This is a genomic window from Lacrimispora sp. (genome assembly GCF_036758025.1).
Classification (GTDB): Bacteria; Bacillota; Clostridia; order Lachnospirales; family Lachnospiraceae; genus Lacrimispora.
Genome location: NZ_DAIOXM010000003.1, coordinates 134,448 through 151,785, shown reverse-complemented (window position 1 = coordinate 151,785; position 17,338 = coordinate 134,448). Strand labels below are relative to the sequence as shown.

Sequence of the window (17,338 nt, the reverse complement as noted above, 5' to 3'; positions counted from 1 at the left end):
AAAATCAGGTCTATTTTACCACAAATATGTCGAAAAAGGAAAGAGAATTTAATGTCATTGTACTATATGGAAGATTGTGCTATATTAAAAAAAGAAAACTCTCAAATGAAAATAGATTGATTAAATGCAAAAAGGAGGATTTATATGACACCAATTTTATGGGCTGCCGGAGGCACCGGCTTCACATTTCTTATGACAACTTTAGGGGCTGCACTGGTATTTTTCTTCCAGAATGAGGTAGGTCAGTCCATCCAGAAAATATTTCTGGGCTTTGCCGCAGGAGTTATGATCGCGGCTTCCGTCTGGTCCCTTCTCATTCCGGCCATTGAAGAAGCAGAGGCTATGGGACAGATCGGCTGGATTCCGGCCGCAGGAGGGTTTATTCTGGGAGTGGCATTCCTCATTATTTTAGACTCTCTCCTGCCTCATCTCCATCCGGATATGAGCCAGACAAGGAACAATGAAGCGGAGGGAATCTCTTCCACCTGGAAACGGACTACTCTTCTTGTTATGGCAGTTACCCTTCACAACATTCCGGAAGGCATGGCAGTGGGCCTGGCCTTTGCCCTTGCCGCCCAGCAGGGAGGCGATTCTTCCGGACTTTCTGCCGCCATTGCTCTGGCAATCGGAATCGGAATACAAAACTTCCCGGAAGGAGCCGCCATCTCCCTTCCTTTAAGGCAGGAGGGTCTTTCCTCAGGAAAAGCATTTTTCAGGGGAAGCATGTCCGGCCTGGTAGAGCCGGTATTCGGCATTCTTACGGTAATTATTGCAGGAAGTGTGGTGCCTCTCATGCCATGGCTGCTGTCCTTTGCCGCCGGAGCCATGATATATGTGGTAGTAGAAGAACTGATTCCAGAAGCCCACTTAGGGGAGCATTCCAATGCTGGAACCCTGGGAGTAATGGCAGGATTTTTGATTATGATGATTTTAGATGTGGCTCTTGGATGAGCCGGAATAAAACCGCTGAAAAGACGGAGGTTTGGCAGTTCAAAAAGCTGCCGGACCTCCGTTTCTGTATAAAAAAAGGGAATTTGCTTAAAGTAAAAATAAAATTTTTTTCTGATATTTGTTGACAAATAAATAAAAAGATCATATTATTGTATTAATCACCTAATACAACAATACAGAAGGAGGCGGCATTATGATCTGGAAACTGACCGATGACCGGCCAATCTGGATACAGCTTACAGAGCAGCTCACGCTGCACATCGTATCCGGAATATATGCTCCCGGCGCAGCCGTACCAACGGTACGGGCTTTAGCCGCTGAAGCAGGCGTTAACCCCAACACCATGCAGCGGGCTCTGGCGGACTTAGAAACCAAAGGGCTGGTGGAAACACGGCGTACCGCAGGGCGGATGGTGACAGAAGATCTGTCCCTGATCCATGACGTGCGTCAGAAGCTGGCCTATTCGCGGATGGAGGAATTTCTTGCTTCCATGCGGGCTCTGGGCTACACAGACCAGCAGACCTATGAACTGCTTGCAGAGCAGAATAAAAAGGAGGAATATGTATGAATCAGGAACTCATTCTCGCCCAGAACCTGACCAAGACTTACGGTGCAAAACCTGCCCTTAACCATATTGATCTGACCGTGGGAAGAGGCCGCATTGTAGGCCTTCTGGGACCAAACGGTTCTGGAAAAACCACTTTTATCAAGCTTTTATGCGGACTTTTACAGCCCAGCTCCGGCACCTTACAAATCGGAGGGAATGCACCCGGCGTGGAAACTAAATCAATTATTTCCTATCTGCCAGACCGTATGTACTTTGCCGACTGGATGAAGGCCAGTGATTTAACGGATTTCTTTGCGGACTTTTATGCAGACTTTGACCGCCCAAAGGCTATGGAGATGTTTCAGGCCCTGGGAATCGGGCCTAAGGACCGTCTTAAGACCATGTCTAAGGGCACCAAGGAAAAGGTGCAGCTGGCCCTTATTATGAGCCGCAAGGCCCAGCTTTATCTTCTTGATGAGCCCATCGGCGGCGTTGATCCGGCGGCGCGGGACTTTATTTTAAATACCATTTTAACCAACTACAACGAAGACGGCACAGTCATGCTGTCCACACATTTGATTTCCGACATTGAGCGGGTTCTGGACGAAGTTATTTTTCTCAAAGACGGCCAGGTTGTACGCCATGATACCGTAGACAATATCCGCGAGCAGGAAGGCAAGTCTGTGGACCAGCTCTTCCGTGAGATCTTTGCCTACAGCAATTGAGAAAAGGAGGAAATAACATGTTCGGCAAACTTTGTAAATATGAATTCAAATCCATTGTGCGCACCCTTGTGCCCATTTACCTGGCGGTAATCGCCGTATCCATACTCAACGCATTTGTGGGTATTGGCTCCCTGTTCACGGATTACCTTAACGACCTGGGATTTGTCAGCAGCCTTCTTGGCCTGATCCGGGGAATTTCCATATTCGTCTACTTCGGCGTTATGGTTGCCTTAAGCGTTCTGACTCTGATCGTCATTATACAGAGGTTTTATAAAGGGCTTTTGTGCGATGAAGGCTACCTGATGTTCACCCTTCCCGTAAAGCCCTGGCAGTTAATCGCTGCAAAGGGTACGGCGGCATTCGTAATGTCACTGGCCAGCGGCTTGACAGCCATCATATCCATTGTCATTCTCATACTGGGCTCCGTAGGTCCTGCAGATTTTTTTAAAGCAATTACTTCTCCTTATGTGTGGGATTCCATTGGCCGTGTGCTTTCCGAAGTCCCCTCCTGGCCCCTGCTTTTACTGGAGCTGATCCTTATGGTCATCATCAGCGGAATGATCCAGCTTTATCACATGTACTTTTCCATGGCTTTAGGCCATTTATCAAGCAGTCACCGGATCATGATGTCTGTTGTTGCTTATATCGCAATATCCATGGCGGTCAGCTTTATCAGCGGATTTTTAATGATTATAGCAAGCGTTACACCTTTTACAAGATCACTCCTTGATCTCCTTAATACCATGCCCGCTGCGGAAAATATAACCTATGTATTTCACTTTGCATTTATTTATTCCATTATTTTCAATGGAATTCAGTTGGCGGTGTTCTTCTTCGGAACGGAACGCATTCTGTCAAAAAGACTTAATCTGGAGTAAAAATAAAAACGGCTGGAAAAGACAACACTCTTTTCCAGCCGCTTCTAATTTATACTATTTCCTCATCATACGTGATACTTCTCTTTAGCCCGCAGTCTTGCCAAAGATCTTGCCAGGGACGCTTCAAAATGAGAATGTTCCTGCATGCTCTTCCCCTGTCTCAACTGCTCCTCTGCCCTTTCTCTGGCTTCCCGGGCCCGCCGTTCATCGATTTCATCGGGATGCTCGGCGGTGTCCACAATCATGGTCACACGGTTGTTGACAATCTGTACAAAACCGCTTCCCACCACCCCGTAAATCCACTGCCCATTTTCATCAAGCAGACGGATTTCTCCGGGAGTCAGGGCAATTACCATGTCCTCGTGGTGGGGAAGAATTGCCTTTTCCCCGTCTTCCAGAGGCAGAACCAGGGTCTGGCAGAGGCCGTTGAAGAATTTCTTGTCACTGGCAATCACGTGAAGGTAAAATGTTTTTGTACTCACAGACAGCACCTCCGGCCTAAGCCTCTAAACTTCCCGCTTTTTCAATGACCTCGTCAATGGTTCCCACATTAAAGAATGCCGTTTCCGGATACTGATCCATGTCACCGTCCACAATGGCCTTAAATCCCCGTATGGTCTCCTTAAGAGGGACGTATTTTCCTTTTACTCCCGTAAAGTTTTCCGCTACCGTAAAAGGCTGGGATAAGAATCTCTGAATCTTTCTGGCCCGGTAAACCGTGGTCTTGTCATCATCTCCCAGTTCCTCCATGCCCAGAATGGCGATGATATCCTGAAGCTCCTTGTACTTCTGAAGGATTTCCTGCACCCTGCGGGCCACCTCATAATGCTCATCACCCACCACGTCGGGCTCCAATATACGTGAATTGGATTCCAATGGATCAACAGCCGGGTAAATACCCTGCTCCACGATCTTTCTGGACAATACCGTAGTGGCGTCCAGATGGGCAAAGGTTGTGGCAGGAGCCGGGTCCGTCAAGTCATCAGCAGGCACGTAAACCGCCTGGACGGAAGTAACGGAACCATTCTTAGTAGAAGTGATTCTCTCCTGCAATTCTCCCATTTCCGTCGCCAGTGTAGGCTGATAGCCAACGGCAGAAGGCATACGCCCAAGAAGGGCGGAAACCTCAGAACCGGCCTGGGTGAAACGGAAGATATTATCAATAAACAGAAGCACGTTTTTATGCTCTTCATCACGGAAATACTCCGCCATAGTAAGACCTGTTTCAGCCACTCTCATACGGGCGCCCGGCGGCTCGTTCATCTGACCGAACACCAGGGCAGTCTTTTCAATAACACCGGACTCACCCATTTCAGTCCATAAGTCATTTCCCTCACGGGAACGCTCTCCGACACCGGTAAAAATAGAATATCCGCCGTGCTCTGTAGCAATATTGTGAATCAGTTCCTGAATGAGAACCGTCTTGCCTACACCGGCACCGCCGAACAAACCGATCTTTCCGCCCTTTGCATAAGGAGCCAGAAGGTCGATGACCTTAATTCCCGTTTCCAGAATCTCTGCAACCGGGCTCTGTTCCTCAAAGGAAGGCGGCTCTCTGTGGATGACCCATTCCGGGCCTCCTTCCAGCTTTTCTCCGTTGTCAATAGTCTCCCCAAGGACATTGAAAAGCCGTCCCAGGGTCTGTGCTCCTACGGGCACCTTGATTCCGTCTCCCGTGGCAGTCACTTCCATATCTCTGCACAGGCCTTCGCTGGAGGCCAGCATAATGCATCGGACCGTATTATTGCCCATGTGCTGGGCCACTTCCATAACGCAGCGCTTTCCCCCGTTATCCACCTCAAGGGCATCCTTCAAGCGGGGAAGGTCACTGCCTTCTAAAAATTCTACATCTACGACAGGTCCCAGGACCTGAACGATCTTTCCCTTATTCATAGTTGATTACGCCTTCTTCCTTTTCTTCTTCTGGGCCTTTGCACCGCTGATCACCTCAGTGATCTCCTGGGTAATGGCCGCCTGCCGGACCCGGTTATAGGTAATAGCCAGATCGTCAAGCATATCCTGGGCGCTTTTTGTAGCAGCCTGCATTGCCATCATTCTGGAGTTCTGCTCGCTGGAATAGGATTCCACCAGACCTCCGTAAATAAATCCCGCGATGTAATTGGGCACAATGGAATTGATAACTGCCTGGGGAGAGGGCTTCATGGCAATCTCCTCCAGATGAACGTCAATGGGGATAGGCAGGGTCAGACGCTGTCTGGGAATGGGGAGAAGCTGGATGATTTCAGCCTCCATCTTCATGGCATTGACCATTCTGGTGTAAATTAAATGCACCTCGTCAAGCCTGCCTGACAGAAAGTAATCTACCACATCTTCCTCGATGATCCTGGCCCGGCTCATATTGGGATTCTGCACCGTATAGCGGAAATTCTGCTCCATGGGTATGCCCTTTTTGGCAAAATACTGCCGTCCCAGATCACCTACCACAAACAGGAAAGGTTTTCCCCCCTTGTCAATCTGCTCCTGAGCCAGCTTGAAAATATTGTGATTATAAGCCCCTGCCATCCCTTTATCTGCGGTTACCACAATGTACCCGATTTTCCGGTCCTCTTTCTTGATTTCCGGCCTGGTATCCAGATAAGGGTCCTCAATATCAGGAGTATGCCTGATAATCCGGTCAATGGTTCGGTGAAGGGCGTAGAAGTAAGGCTCCGTATCCGTCAGAGCCTTTCTTGCTTTTTTTAGCTTTGACGAGGAAATGGTATACATGGCATTGGTTATTTTCATGGTGCTTTTGATGCTGTTCATCCTGCTTTGTATTTCTCTCGCATTTGCCATATCCTACACCCGCTTCTCTTTAAATTCAGCCACTGCCTCAAGAATTTTCTGTTTCAGATCATCAGACAGGGCCTTGCTCTCTTCGATTTCCTTTCCGATTTCCGGATGGGACTCCTCAAAGAAAGCCAGCATTTCCCTCTGAAACTCCTTGATCTTTGGAATCTCCACGTCAAGAAGCATCCGTCCTCCTGCCGCAACCAGGCTGATCACCTGATCCCGCAGACTTAAAGGATGGTACAAAGGCTGCTTTAACAGCTCTGTAAGGCCTCTTCCATATAAAATTTGCTCTCTGGTAGCCGCATCCAGATCAGAGCTGAACTGAGTGAATACCTCCATCTCACGGCACTGGGCCAGATCAATACGAAGGCTTCCTGCCGCCTTTTTCATCGCCTTGGTCTGAGCCGCTCCGCCCACACGGGATACGGAAAGTCCCACATTGACCGCCGGTCTCATACCGGAGAAAAACAGGTCGCTTTCCAAAAAAATCTGTCCGTCAGTAATGGATATAACATTGGTGGGAATATAAGCTGAAACATCTCCTGCCTGAGTTTCAATAATGGGAAGAGCTGTCAAAGATCCGCCTCCCAGTTCATCCTTTAACCTGCTGGAACGCTCCAAAAGCCTGGAATGGAGATAGAATACGTCACCGGGATAAGCCTCACGGCCCGGAGAACGCTCTAACAGCAGGGAAAGAGCACGGTAAGCCACTGCATGCTTCGACAAATCATCATAAACGATAAGTACGTCTTTTCCCTTATGCATGAAATATTCTGCCAGAGCCGTTCCCGAATAAGGCGCAATATACTGCATGGGAGCCGGTTCACTGGCTGTCGCTGATAACACAATGGTGTAATCCATGGCTCCGTGGTGGTTTAAGGTGTTCACCAGCTTTGCCACTGTAGAAGCCTTCTGGCCTACAGCCACATAAACGCAGATCACATCTTTTCCCTTCTGGTTCAATATGGCATCCACTGCGATGGAAGTCTTTCCCGTCTGCCTGTCTCCGATAATCAGCTCTCTCTGTCCCCGTCCAATGGGAAACATGGAGTCAATGGCGAGAATTCCCGTTTCCATGGGCACAGACACACTTTTCCGGTCAATAATGCCGGGAGCTTCATTTTCAATGGGACGGTAATCATCGGAAATAATATCTCCCTTTCCATCCACCGGGGCTCCCAAAGCATTGACCACCCTTCCCAGGAAGCCTTCTCCCACCGGAATTCCTGCCCGTTTTTTCGTTCTGGTCACCTTGCTGCCTTCCCTTACCTCCCGGTCCGGTCCGAACAGAATGCAGCCGATATCCTCTCTTCTGATATCCTGCACCATGCCCTTTAAGCCATTTTCAAAAATAACGATTTCGCCGTACATTGCATGGTCAATTCCATAGACCGCTGCAATGTCGTCGCCGACGCTGATGACAGTTCCCACTTCCTGGTCCCTGGCATGAGTGTCATAATCTTCAATTTCACTTCTTAATATAGAAATAATTTCATCTGAATTAATAAAAGCCACGATTTTCACCTCCCCGTGATTTTCTGCTCCAACTGCCTGATACGGCCCTTTAAGCTCCAATCCGTCTCCACATCTCCCACCCGGAGAATGAATCCGCCGATTAAGCTTAAGTCCTGGACCAGGCTAAGCCTGACATCTTTTTTCCCGTATTTCTTGCACAGCATAGCTTTGATTTCCCGAAGCTGTTCTTCTTCCGGCTCTGTCACATAGAAAAGGGAAGCTTCCAAAATCCCCTTCTGTTCACAGACACTGGCCTGCCATGCTTTAAAAATATCCTCTGCCAAATCCATACTCTGATGGTCTGCCAGAACCTTTAAAAAGTTTCTGATCTCCGCCGGAAATACCCGGTCAATGATCCGGCGCCTGCTGTTTTTTCCTACCACCGGACTGCAAAGGGCCTCCTTAAGCTGAGGAACCGTTCTTAAGATCAGGGCTGTTTCTTCTACCGTCTCTTCCGGGATAGAAAGCTCATACAGCACCTGCCCGTAATTAATGGCTGCCTGTGTCATAAGAATCACCTGCTTCTGCTAAAAACGAGTCGTAAATGGCCTGATTGGTCTTTGCACTCACTTCCTGGTTTACCACCCTGGCCGTTGCAGCCAGAACCAGCCCTGCAATCTGGGCCTTTGCTTCCCGCATGGCCCTTTCCTGATCGGCTTCCGCCTTTTTCCGGGCATCCTCCATGAGGCGTCCGGCATTCTCCTGGGCCTCCTTTAAGATGCGGTCATACTGCACCCCTGCCTGGGTTCTGGCGTCTTCAACCAGCTTCCGGCCTTCCTCTGAGGAAGCTGCCAGCTTTTCTTCGTAATGTTTCTTAAGAGCCTCTGCCTGCCCTTCTGATGCTCTGGCATTTGAAATATTCTGCTCAATCATTGCCTGCCGTTTGTTCATCACATCCATGACCGGCTTCAGCAGAAAATGCTTCAGCAAAAGATACAGGACTATGAGATTTATGATGTTCCATACCAGATTCATATCCAGTCTAAGCATCCCTGCCACCTGCCTTTCTTTCTGATTCCTTCACTCCCGGTACTTATTATTTCAGGAATAAGATGATAAGAAGGGCGATAACGAAACCATAGATGGCAGTTGCCTCTGCAAGGGCGCAGCCTAACAGCAATGCCTTGCTGATCTTGCCTTCTGCCTCCGGCTGTCTTGCAATGGCATCCACTGCCTTAGAGGTTGCCATACCAATTCCGATTCCTGCTCCAATACCTGTAAATACTGCGATTCCTGCTCCAATTGCTATTAACATAATAATCTCTCCTTTTAATTTACGTTTCGTTTACTCCACTGACTCTTTAATGAAAAGAGCGGTTAAAAATACAAATACATACGCCTGGATCAATCCGTCAAAAATATCAAAATAAATGGAAAACGGAATTGGTACAAGGGGGGCGGCCAACTGTTTCAGCAGCTCCATCACAACGAAGGAGGCTAACACATTGCCGAACAACCGCATGCACAGAGAAAGCGGTTTAACAAATAACTCCAGGATGTTGATGGGAGTTATAATGGCTGCCGGCTCTGCAAAGCTTTTAATAAAGCCCTTTGTTCCTTTCTTATGAAATCCCGCATATTCAATCAGAACAATGCTCATAACAGCAAGCGCTGCCGTGGCATTCAAATCCTTGGTTGGCGGCTTAAAGCCCACCAGGCCGATCAAATTAGCCACTCCAAGATAAATTGCCACTGAGATCAGATAAGGAATATACCGCTTTCCTTCTTCTCCTACCAGATCTTCAAAAAAACCATACATTCCGCTGACTGCTGTTTCCAGGGCCATCTGCTTCTTTCCAGGGTTCTCTACTTTTAAATTTCTTACCAGGACGATGGAAAGGAGAGTCAGGGCAGCCATGATGATCCATGTTACCACTACGGACTCAGAAATGGGAATGCCGCCGAATAAGGGAATGGTAAACACTGTTTCGCAATTCAGCTCTTCCATCAGCTTTTCTGCCAAATCCTCCGTAACGCTCACTTCCTTTCTTAATATAAAATGGTCTTTCCTTAGGTATATCATGCCAGCTTTTTAAAATTGTACTCGTAATAATACAATTGCGCTGTACAGAATGTATCATACGTTCATCTTTTTTAAATGTCAACTTTTCGGGAAAATCACGGCACCATGGGAAAAAGCGTAATTGTTTGAATAATTGGAACAATTTATACGGTCATATTTTTGAAATTCCTGTTCAATATTTAACCCTTCATGGGGCACAATCCTATGGACATCCATTTTCAGAGGTATTTTTTCAGGTTTTTTCATTTAAAAAAATATTATAATTTGTCACTTTGCACATAGTTTTTCTTTACACCTTTTCATTTCCTTGTAATTACTGACTAACAGGCAGGGAATTATTGCAGAATTAATGAAAAAAAGGAGCTCATACACCCCTCACTTTTGTTCTTATGTCAACAAATTCTACAAAACGTTTAAAACCCTTTTCGGTTTTTGTATTTTTTTAGGACCAGTCCTGAAAAAGAGGAAAACTTTGTTGATTTATATATGTCTTTAGGTATATACTTTAATAGTATAAACACTATTTGAATAACGGAGGAAAAAAACATGTTTGAGCATATGATTTCCAAACTGAAAGAGCAGGAAAGAAAAATCGTCTTCACGGAAGGCACTGATCCAAGAATCCTGGAAGCAGCAAGCAGACTGCATAAGGATGGCATTCTGGCCCCTATTCTTCTGGGAAAAGTTGATGAAATAGACGCAGCAGCTAAGGCTTGCGGCTGGTCTGTCGACGGAATCGAAAAAATAGATCCTGAACAGTATGAAGGATTGGACAAGATGGCATCAACAATGGTTGATTTAAGAAAAGGAAAGATGGACAAGGAAGCTTGTCTGGCAGCTCTGAAACAGGCCAACTATTTCGGCACCATGCTGGTTAAAATGGGGCTGGCAGACGGCCTTCTCGGCGGTGCTACCTATTCTACTGCTGATACCGTAAGACCGGCTTTACAGCTGATTAAAACAAAACCGGGCAGTCAGATTGTTTCCAGCTGCTTCATTCTCTCCCGCCCTGCTGAAAACGGCGATGAGCTGCTTGCCATGGGCGACTGTGCCATTAACCTGGACCCTAGTGAGGACGAACTGGTTGAGATCACTCTGGAAACAGCCAGAACAGCTAAAACCTTCTCTATTGAGCCAAAGGTAGCTCTGCTTTCCTACAGTACTCTCGGTTCCGGAAAAGGAGAAACCGTTGATAAGGTCCGCAATGCTGCTAACCGTTTAAAACTTATGAACCTGGATTTTGCAGTAGACGGAGAGTTCCAGTTTGATGCTGCCATCTCCCCTGAAACAGCTAAGACAAAAGCTCCTGATTCTCCAGTAGCAGGACAGGCCAACACCTTTATCTTCCCTAACATCAACGCAGGCAACATCGGCTACAAGATCGCTCAGCGTTTAGGAAACTTCGAAGCTTTCGGTCCTATTTTACAGGGTCTGAACGCTCCCATTAATGACCTTTCCAGAGGCTGCAATGCGGAAGAAGTTTATAAAATGGCAATTATTACGGCAGCTCTGATCTAAATCTGCCGGGTTTCTATAGAAGGAAAGACGATTCTTATATGAGGGAGGGTTATATATGGGCGAAATGATTTCTTCATTTGACGGAACAAAGTTATTTTTAAACAGAGAAGTACCTGATGGAGCCCGTGCCGCCGCCGTTTTAGTACACGGCCTATGCGAGCATCAGGGACGGTATGACTACGTTGCAGAAATGTTTCACAAAGCCGGAATAGGAACCTACCGCTTTGACCACAGGGGACACGGCCGTTCAGAAGGGGAGAGGACTCATTACGAAGACTTTAACCAGCTTCTTGACGACACAAACGTGGTGGTCGACATGGCTTTGGAAGAAAATCCAGGCATCCCTGTATTCCTTATCGGACACAGTATGGGAGGCTTTACCGTCTCCTTATACGGTTCAAAATATCCGGGCAAAAAGCTTCGGGGCATCATCACCAGCGGAGCGCTGACAAAGGATACCGCAGGCCTGATCACCGGTGTTCCCAAAGGTCCGGACCCCCACATGCCTCTTCCCAATGAACTGGGTGCAGGTGTGTGTTCTGTGCCGGAGGTAGTGGACTGGTACGGAAAAGACCCCCATAACTCCAAAACCTTTACTGCAGGCTTATGCTACTCCATCTGTGACGGTCTGTCCTGGTTTGAAGAAAAGGTAAAAGAATTCCAGTTCCCCGTTCTCATGCTCCACGGCGAAAAAGACGGCCTGGTAGGTGTTCAGGACACCTATGACTTCTTTTCCAATGCCTCATCGGCAGATAAGCAGATGAAAATTTACGGCGGGCTGTTTCATGAGATATTCAATGAATACTGCAAAGATGAAGTAGTTAAAGATGTGCTTTTGTGGATGGAAATGCGGATTTCCTGATGATGATTTAAGAATGCTTTTATATGGGCGGGACCGGAATACCGGATACCCGCCTTTATTCAATACAATCGTATTGGGGATCATTTATCACCGCTTTTATTAATTAGTCCTTAATATAACCGTTATCTTTGGAGAACATTACCGTATAATTTCATCTGTAACTGTGCTATAATAGAAATAGTAACTGTGTGGTTTGCTTTGCGGGTATGTAAGCCCGGTTTTAGTGAACCACTCTTTTTTATTAGAAAGAGGTGAAATATTATGAACATAGGTGATGTCATCATATACGGAAGTCATGGTATTTGTGAGGTTACCGGATTACAGGATATGTGCATGGATGAAAAAATCCGCCCATATTTTATACTCAAACCCGTTTACCATAGTACCTCGACAGTATATATCCCAGCTATAACCAGCAAAAGAAAAACTAAAGTTCGCCGCCTTCTCTCTGCCGATGAAATTTTCTCTCTGGTCAGGAAAATGTCAGGGAATGATTTCGTTTGGATTAAGGATAATCGTGAGCGCAAAGAATTGTACAGCAAGATTCTTGCAGATGGTAACCATTCCGAACTTGTAAAAATGATAAAAACTTTACGTTGGCACAGGCAAGAGCTAAAAAACACAAGTAAAGACAAGAAACTGCAGATTTCTGATGAAGACTTTCTCAAAGATGCTGAAAAAACGCTTTGCGAGGAGTTTGCTTACGTATTGAATATTAAGCGTGAAGAAGTTATTCCATTTATCTATGAGCAGAGAATTTAACCCATTTTATTATCATTCCTTATCAGCATGTCAAGACCACTTCAACTCCTATAAATCAACCACTATTTTAGTTATTTTCCCCTACAAATAAGATCTCTTAGTGATCTGCGCAAACAACCCCGATTATTATATCTACAATTTTTACAAGCTTCTTTTTTGTTACAATCTGGCCTTAAATTAAAACGAGTGCCTGCTCCACAGGTAAATGTGGGGCAGGCACTTGTTAAATCACTCATAAGTAAGATCATTAGAGGCAATAATAAATTAGAGATTTATTGGACGTTTTACTTATAAAAAGCGTTCTTAAACGATACCAGACTCTTCTGCGCAAAGGGAAGCAAATAAATCATACAACTCCGGCAGAACCTTTTTCAAAGAAACCGGGCGTTTTTTGTTTGCATCAAAATAGCAATGTCTGCTTTCTCCCACGGCCCGCAGCTTGCCGCTTTCCGCATCAGTGATCTGATATTCCACGGTCATTTTAGCCGGCGTCAGAGAGGTTATGGAGACCTGGATGTTCACTGTCTCGCTAAACCGAACCATGGACTTGTATTCGCAGGATATGCCAAGCAGAGCAAAGTCAATTCCGGAACTGACGGCACGGTCATAGCCAAAGCCCATCTGCTCCATAAAATCTACCCTGGCCTCTTCAAGCCAGTGAATATAATTTGCATGATGAATAATTCCCATCTGGTCAGTTTCATAATACTGTGCTTTTCTGGAATATGGTTTAAGATTCATAAAGTATTTCTCCTTCTTAAATGCAGCTTTTCCTGGATCATATAACATTCATTCTTCCATAATATCACACATTTATATGCAAAAAAAGACATACCTTCCTTTGGCGGAAAATATGTCTTTTGGTATGCCCTCCGAAACCGGCCCCGGAAAAGCATGTTTTTGTACTGGAAAGCACCTCACTTCATAACATGCTTTAAAAATACATCTGCAATCTCAGGATCAAACTGGATACCGGAATTTCGTTCAATTTCCCTTAATGCATCTTCTTTGCTCATCCCCTTGCGGTACACACGGTCATTTGTCATGGCATCAAAGGAATCTGCTACAGCAAGAATCCTGCACAGCAAGGGAATTTCTTTGCCCTTTAACCCGTAAGGATATCCCATTCCATCCCATCTTTCATGGTGGGAAAGTATGAGGTCGGCGACCATAGTAAGCTCCGGATTTGCCCGGGCAATGCGATAGCCGATTTCCGGATGGCGCTTCATTTCTACCCATTCTTCTGCTGTAAGGGGCCCTGGTTTTTTTAGTATATTGGAGTCAATTCCAACCTTTCCAATGTCGTGAAGCTTTGCCAGCAAGGACAGCTCCGCCATCTCCGTTGACGAAATCTCCAGCTCCCGTCCGATCAAATGGCAATGCTCTTCAATCCTGTCCGAATGGGTCTTCGTTTCATTGCTGTTTTCATAAAGGGTTACCAGAAGGGTATTGATAGTCGCATTGCGGTAGCTCTTCCCATTTAACAGCTTATGTCTGTACATAAATTCTTCAGCTTCCCGCAGAGTGTCTGCAATACTTTCATCCAGATAATTTTTTATGGAACATCCAAGAGACAGGCTGCATGGAAGACCTCTCTCCTTAAGAGACATAGAGGTACTTCTAATCTGCCACATAATTTCCTCAGCTTCACCCAGATCTGTCCGGGGCAGAAAAGCAACCAGCTCATCACCGCCCCACCGTGCAATAAAGGCATTGGGTTTACAGTTTTTCTGAAATAGTTCAGCCGCATCCTTTAACAGCTTATCTCCGACCTTATACCCAAATGCATCATTTGCAATTTTAAGCCCATTAATATCCCCCATGATAACAGCAAGGGGAAGATTTTTCGGCTGATTTAACTGTGAGCTCATTTCTTCCATATACTCCCGGTTATAAAGGCCTGTAAGGGCATCGTGATAGCTTAAAAACTCAATACGCCTGCGGTACTTTTTTTCCGTACTGATATGCAATTCTCTCTCATGAAAAAGCTCCTCCCGGTAACGCTCCCGGTCTGTCACGTCAAAGAGCGTAGTACAGAGCAGCCGGCAATTTTCTCCCAAAGGTGCAGAGGGGTAGACGTCAAAAAGTCTCACCTCACCATTTTTCAAAAGATAAGGGGCTGCAGAAAACAGTATCCCGGATGAATTTTTTCTTTGAACCTCCTGATGCTGTACCTCCACCGGCAAAAGGTTAAGTTCCTCAATCTTACGGCCTATTATCTCATCAGGGGAATATCCCAAATACCTGCATAAAGCCGGATTTACCTCTGTAATTTCTCCGCTGACTGTATCAAAAGTCAGATAGAACAGGGAGTCAAACAGTTCCATGATCTCTGTCATATGCCCCCTCCGTACACTCATACCCGCACCTTTCATTAATATTTGTCAAAAGCTGTTCCGGAAGATTGGGTAACTTCTGTATTCACTGCAGAAACGGCATTGGAAGCCGCCCTATCCTCTCTCAGCCGGAACCGTCCCACTAAGTCTCTCATAAGTTCTGCCTGACCGCTTAATTCTTCGCTGGCTGCAGCGCTTTCCTCTGCCGTTGCAGAATTGGTCTGAACAACAGCAGATATCTGCTCAACACCTGTTGTAATCTGGGCAATGGCCTGGGACTGTTCCTCAGAAGCCTTGGCAATGTGCTGAACCGCTTCATCCACTGTTTCCGTCTTTTTTACAACAGCCCGCAGGGAAGCAGCAGTCTGGGAAGCGTGTTTTGTGCCATTTTCAACAGCATGGATGGCGCCTTCAATCAACCCGGTGGTACTCTTCGCTGCCTCGGCACACTTTCCGGCAAGGCTGCGCACCTCGTCTGCCACCACTGCAAAGCCCTTTCCGGCTTCCCCTGCACGGGCTGCCTCCACCGCTGCATTCAGCGCCAGGATATTTGTCTGGAAGGCAATATCATCAATGGTTTTAATAATCTTACCGATTTCAGAGGAAGCACCTGCAATTTCCTCCATAGCCGACATAAGGGCCTCCATGTGTCCATTGCTCTCTTTCACCCCTGCACCGGATTCGTTGGAAAGACGGCTTGCAAGGGTGGCATTTTCCGCAGTCTCACCTATATTCTGAGAGATTTCCAGAAGAGTGGCCGATAACTCCTCCACGGAGCTGGCCTGCTCTGCGGCTCCCTGACTAAGGGCCTGGGCACTGCTTGATACCTGTTCGGAGCCTGCCGACACCTGATTGGCTGCCGTATTGATTTCAGTAAGAGTCTGGCTTAAATTGTGGTTAATGCCGCGCATGGCAAGGAGAATATTGTGGTAATCTCCCACATATTTGTCTTCATACTGAGTTGCAAGGCGGAAATTTCCCTCTGCCATCTCCCCCAGCATATAATTTACATCTGAGATAATGATTTTCAGACGCTCTGACATTTCTCCAAATGCTCTGGCAAGAATTCCTATTTCATCCTCTGACCCGGCTTTGACTTGAATGTCCAGTTCACCGCGGGCAATCTGCTCTGCCGCAGTTACAACGCCATTGATGGGTCCCAGCATCCGTTTCAGGAGGATGGTTATTGCAGCAATAACCAGTGCGAGAATCAAAACAGCCAGCCCAACCATCATGATGCTTAAACGAATCACAGCTTTATTGAGATCGGATTCATGAACTGCGGTAATTGACCACCAGGTTTCCTCTCCGGCCTGAATTGGGAAATAATACTCCACCAGGTCCACACCATTGTCATTGGTTTCCATTCGGAAGGAGACACCTGCTTTTTTCTGCTCACTGATACGGCCTGCCTGCTGGACCCCCAGAACATCGCTTAAATTCTTTCCAATTAGATCTGCTGACTGGCTGTCATATACAATGGTGCCGTCATTGGTAACAACTTCTGCAAACATGGTGGGATAGTCCTCATTGGAAGATCTCAGTTTTGCAAAGTTGTCCACATTGATGTCCACCAGAACCACTCCCTGTGTTGCTCCGTTGTGGACAATTGGAAATGCTGCCGAGATCATGTTTATATTCATGCTCTGTTCAAAATATGGATTGGTAAAAAGATTTTTCTGAGTTGATGCCGCCTGTGTGTAATAATCCATGGTGCTGTATTCAGAATGCTTGCCATACTGTTGTACTGTCTGATTTGCCGCATTATTCCGGTCCACATAAACAGCATAGTCCTGGATATTGTCGTCAAAAGCATAGGGTTCGAAAAAGGTGCCGATTCCGGCAATATCAGGATTGCTGTTTATGGCTGACCATGCATTGCGCAGAATATAGTTTTCCGCATCTTTATTTATTTCATCAATATCCACATGATAGGCTAAGCTTTTCTCCTTAGGAAAAGGAATTTTGCTGCCTTTTTCATCTGTTGCCTGTGTGGCAAGCATATTGTCGTATTCTCCATAGGCAATTTTTAAGTAGTCTTGAAAATTCTTCGAAACTGAAGTTGCGGTATCCATTACCCCCTGCACAATAATACCGTTTTCATCGGCCATACCTGAAAACTCCTGATCAACCGCCCTGGTCATTTCTCTTCTGACAGATATGACGGATGTAAGGATGAGTATGGTGAGTAAAGTTGTCAAAATGATTGCGATTGCCAGAGATGTTTTTGCAGCTAATTTCATTTTTTTCAGATTCACACTATTGTCCCCTTTTCATTTGTTATTTTTTATTAATCCAGTGACGGTTATAAAAATATGTAACATGAGGGAGACTATTATTTATCATAAAGGTACACTTATGTAGCATCGGATTTGTTTTTTATTTTATAATATTTATTTGGAAGAATTTCTCAAATAAATACAAGGGC

Annotated in this window: 18 protein-coding genes; 7 read left to right on the top strand and 11 right to left on the bottom strand. The window is 46.0% G+C overall.

Annotation, left to right across the window (positions count from 1 at the left end):
- Window positions 1-144 precede the first annotated feature (144 nt).
- From V7M78_RS04600 to V7M78_RS04585, 4 genes are all read left to right on the top strand, one after another.
- Window positions 145-951, top strand: a complete 807-nt coding sequence (locus V7M78_RS04600) for a ZIP family metal transporter (protein WP_333646886.1) — start codon at window positions 145-147, stop codon at window positions 949-951.
- A gap of 193 nt (window positions 952-1,144) precedes the next feature.
- A complete protein-coding gene (locus tag V7M78_RS04595; protein ID WP_333646884.1) occupies window positions 1,145-1,519 on the top strand; it encodes a GntR family transcriptional regulator in 375 nt (124 codons plus the stop codon).
- Window positions 1,516-2,223 carry an ABC transporter ATP-binding protein gene (locus V7M78_RS04590; protein ID WP_333646882.1) on the top strand — a complete coding sequence of 236 codons (708 nt, stop codon included), beginning with the start codon at window positions 1,516-1,518 and terminating at the stop codon, window positions 2,221-2,223. Before V7M78_RS04595 ends, V7M78_RS04590 begins: the two co-directional genes overlap by 4 nt.
- A gap of 17 nt (window positions 2,224-2,240) precedes the next feature.
- On the top strand, window positions 2,241-3,101 hold the full coding sequence (locus V7M78_RS04585) for a hypothetical protein (RefSeq protein ID WP_333646880.1): 861 nt from the start codon (window positions 2,241-2,243) through the stop codon (window positions 3,099-3,101).
- Between the two features lie 65 nt (window positions 3,102-3,166).
- Here V7M78_RS04585 and atpC read toward each other — a convergent pair whose 3' ends face one another.
- Genes atpC through V7M78_RS04545 form a run of 8 tightly spaced genes read right to left on the bottom strand, consistent with a single transcriptional unit; the run spans window position 3,167 to window position 9,357 of the window.
- On the bottom strand, window positions 3,167-3,583 hold the full coding sequence (gene atpC / locus V7M78_RS04580; protein WP_333646878.1) for an ATP synthase F1 subunit epsilon: 417 nt from the start codon (window positions 3,581-3,583) through the stop codon (window positions 3,167-3,169).
- Between the two features lie 16 nt (window positions 3,584-3,599).
- Window positions 3,600-4,994 carry a F0F1 ATP synthase subunit beta gene (gene atpD, locus V7M78_RS04575; RefSeq protein ID WP_333646876.1) on the bottom strand — a complete coding sequence of 465 codons (1,395 nt, stop codon included), beginning with the start codon at window positions 4,992-4,994 and terminating at the stop codon, window positions 3,600-3,602.
- A 6-nt stretch (window positions 4,995-5,000) separates the two neighbouring features.
- Complete coding sequence (atpG, locus tag V7M78_RS04570) at window positions 5,001-5,897, bottom strand: ATP synthase F1 subunit gamma (RefSeq protein ID WP_333646874.1); 897 nt, start codon at window positions 5,895-5,897, stop codon at window positions 5,001-5,003.
- Between the two features lie 3 nt (window positions 5,898-5,900).
- Window positions 5,901-7,409, bottom strand: coding sequence for a F0F1 ATP synthase subunit alpha (gene atpA / locus V7M78_RS04565; protein ID WP_333646872.1), 1,509 nt, complete (start codon window positions 7,407-7,409; stop codon window positions 5,901-5,903).
- A gap of 5 nt (window positions 7,410-7,414) precedes the next feature.
- On the bottom strand, window positions 7,415-7,918 hold the full coding sequence (gene atpH, locus V7M78_RS04560) for an ATP synthase F1 subunit delta (RefSeq protein ID WP_333646870.1): 504 nt from the start codon (window positions 7,916-7,918) through the stop codon (window positions 7,415-7,417).
- A complete protein-coding gene (gene atpF / locus V7M78_RS04555) occupies window positions 7,899-8,399 on the bottom strand; it encodes a F0F1 ATP synthase subunit B (protein WP_333646868.1) in 501 nt (166 codons plus the stop codon). Before atpF ends, atpH begins: the two co-directional genes overlap by 20 nt.
- Before the next feature lie 46 nt (window positions 8,400-8,445).
- Entirely contained in the window at window positions 8,446-8,670 is a 225-nt protein-coding gene (atpE, locus tag V7M78_RS04550) for an ATP synthase F0 subunit C (protein WP_333647074.1), read from the bottom strand.
- 24 nt (window positions 8,671-8,694) lie between these two features.
- Entirely contained in the window at window positions 8,695-9,357 is a 663-nt protein-coding gene (locus V7M78_RS04545) for a F0F1 ATP synthase subunit A (protein ID WP_333647071.1), read from the bottom strand.
- Window positions 9,358-9,978: 621 nt separating this feature from the next.
- Between V7M78_RS04545 and pta the strand changes: the two genes are divergently transcribed.
- From pta to V7M78_RS04530, 3 genes are all read left to right on the top strand, one after another.
- On the top strand, window positions 9,979-10,950 hold the full coding sequence (gene pta, locus V7M78_RS04540; protein ID WP_333646866.1) for a phosphate acetyltransferase: 972 nt from the start codon (window positions 9,979-9,981) through the stop codon (window positions 10,948-10,950).
- Between the two features lie 55 nt (window positions 10,951-11,005).
- Window positions 11,006-11,812, top strand: a complete 807-nt coding sequence (locus V7M78_RS04535; protein ID WP_333646864.1) for an alpha/beta hydrolase — start codon at window positions 11,006-11,008, stop codon at window positions 11,810-11,812.
- Window positions 11,813-12,073: 261 nt separating this feature from the next.
- On the top strand, window positions 12,074-12,574 hold the full coding sequence (locus V7M78_RS04530) for a CarD family transcriptional regulator (RefSeq protein WP_333646862.1): 501 nt from the start codon (window positions 12,074-12,076) through the stop codon (window positions 12,572-12,574).
- A 303-nt stretch (window positions 12,575-12,877) separates the two neighbouring features.
- Here the strand turns inward: V7M78_RS04530 and V7M78_RS04525 are convergent, their stop codons facing one another.
- The 3 genes from V7M78_RS04525 to V7M78_RS04515 all read right to left on the bottom strand — a co-directional run bounded on the left by V7M78_RS04525 (window position 12,878) and on the right by V7M78_RS04515 (window position 17,168).
- On the bottom strand, window positions 12,878-13,315 hold the full coding sequence (locus V7M78_RS04525; protein WP_333646860.1) for an acyl-CoA thioesterase: 438 nt from the start codon (window positions 13,313-13,315) through the stop codon (window positions 12,878-12,880).
- A 176-nt stretch (window positions 13,316-13,491) separates the two neighbouring features.
- Window positions 13,492-14,913: a bifunctional diguanylate cyclase/phosphohydrolase gene (locus V7M78_RS04520; protein ID WP_333646858.1), complete on the bottom strand. Its 1,422-nt coding sequence runs from the start codon at window positions 14,911-14,913 to the stop codon at window positions 13,492-13,494.
- Between the two features lie 35 nt (window positions 14,914-14,948).
- Complete coding sequence (locus V7M78_RS04515) at window positions 14,949-17,168, bottom strand: methyl-accepting chemotaxis protein (RefSeq protein ID WP_333646856.1); 2,220 nt, start codon at window positions 17,166-17,168, stop codon at window positions 14,949-14,951.
- Between the last annotated feature and the right edge of the window lie 170 nt (window positions 17,169-17,338).